This window comes from Microbacterium sp. CPCC 204701, from assembly GCF_004010105.1.
Lineage (GTDB): Bacteria > Actinomycetota > Actinomycetes > Actinomycetales > Microbacteriaceae > Microbacterium.
Genome location: NZ_RRYE01000527.1, coordinates 1 through 1,633 on the forward strand (window position 1 = coordinate 1; position 1,633 = coordinate 1,633).

At 74.3% G+C, this 1,633-nt stretch carries 1 protein-coding gene and 1 pseudogene; both read left to right on the top strand.

Features of this window, described 5'->3' with window-relative positions; genetic code table 11:
• Nucleotides 1–296: pseudogene (locus EIO58_RS17515) on the top strand (ABC transporter ATP-binding protein); the annotation flags it as partial.
• A gap of 18 nt (nucleotides 297–314) precedes the next feature.
• Nucleotides 315–1,633, top strand: a 1,319-nt coding sequence (locus tag EIO58_RS17520; RefSeq protein WP_446723950.1) for a protoporphyrinogen/coproporphyrinogen oxidase, incomplete at its 3' end; no start/stop codon positions are given.

Genomic DNA, 1,633 nt, shown 5'->3' on the forward strand with positions numbered 1-1,633 from the left:
CGCGCGCGATCGCGGCCCGGCCGCACGTGCTGATCGCCGACGAGCCCACGGGCCAGCTCGACTCGCGCACGGCTGCGACGGTGATGGACCTCATCGGCGACCTCGTCCACTCGCAGGGCCTCGCCGCCGTCGTCTCGACGCACGATCCGGTGCTCGTGCAGCGTGCCGACCGCGTCATCGAACTGCACGACGGCAGGGTCACGTCCGTCGACGGCGAGCCTGCCGCCGCGGTCGCCTCGTCCGTTCTCCGCACACGTGCGGAGGCCCGCGATCAGCGCCGCCACGCCGACGACTGAGTTGGCGTCGATGCGAGGATGGATGCCGTGACCGTCCCCACGGAACCGTTCGAAGGACTCGTCTCCCACGCCCACGAGACACGCGTGGTCGTCGTCGGCGGAGGCATCGGCGGGCTCGTCGCAGCGCTCGAATGCGCGAAGGTCGGGATGCCGGTCACCGTCGTCGAGGCGACACCGCGGCTCGGCGGCACGATCTCGGGCGCCGAGTTCGAAGGCCTGCCGCTCGACCTCGGCGCGAGCTGCTGGTCCGCGGGCGGCGGGACCGTCCGCACGCTCGTCGAGGAGGTCGGCCTGGGTGACCGGGTCGTCACGCCGAACACCGACCGCACGTGGATCGCCGCTCTGCCCAAGGGCGCCGCCGCGGCGCTTCCCGAGCACACCGTGGTGGGAATCCCGGCGAACCCGTGGGATGAGAGCGTCCGCGGCGTCATCGGATGGCGCGGGGCATGGCGCGCCTACGTCGACCGGCTGCGGCCCCCGCTCACCATCGGCACGGAGCGCAACCTCGGCAGGCTCGTGCGCTCGCGCATGGGTGCCGCCGTCCATGACCGTCTCGTCGCGCCGCTGACCTTCGGGCGGTTCGGACTCGCGCCCGAACAGGTCGACGTCGTCGCGGCAGCGCCTGGGCTCACCGCCGCCCTCACGCGGACCGGATCACTCGGCGGCGCCGTCGCCGACCTGCTCGTCGATCGGGCCGACGCGCCCGCCCCGGCGATCGAGAGCCTGGACGGAGGGATAGCTCAGCTCGTGTCGGCCCTCGAGGATCGGCTGCGGGTGCTCGGCGCCGAGATCGTGCTCGAGAGTCCCGTCACGGCGGTCTCGCGCGCCGGCGGACGCTGGCGGCTCGACCTGGACACCGCAGCGCCGGAGGCGCCTGGAGAGGCCGTGGGGGCCCTCACCGCAGACATCGTGATCGTGGCGGCCGGGCGCGACGAGGCGCAGCGGCTCCTCGGGTCGGCCGGCGTCACTCCGACAGAGGCCGAGCCGGCGCATGCAGGGATCGTGCGAGAAGTCGTGACGCTCGTCGTCGACGAGCCCGCGCTCGACGGCGCGCCGCGCGGTGCGCAGGTGTACCCGCTCCCCGGCACGCGCCTCGCCTCAGGCCTCGTGCACCAGACCGCGCGCTGGGAGTGGCTCGCCCGAGCTGCCGGTCCTGGACGCCATGTCGTGAGCGTCGCGTTCGACCACCCCGCCGACGAGGGGCACGAGTCGATCGAGCGCGCCCGGGGCGAGGCGTCCGTCCTCCTGGGCGTGCCGCTCGATGAGAGCACGGTCCGCGCCGCGCACACCGCACGCTTCGAGCTCGCCGCCCCCGCCTCGGCCCTCGGTCGCGAGGG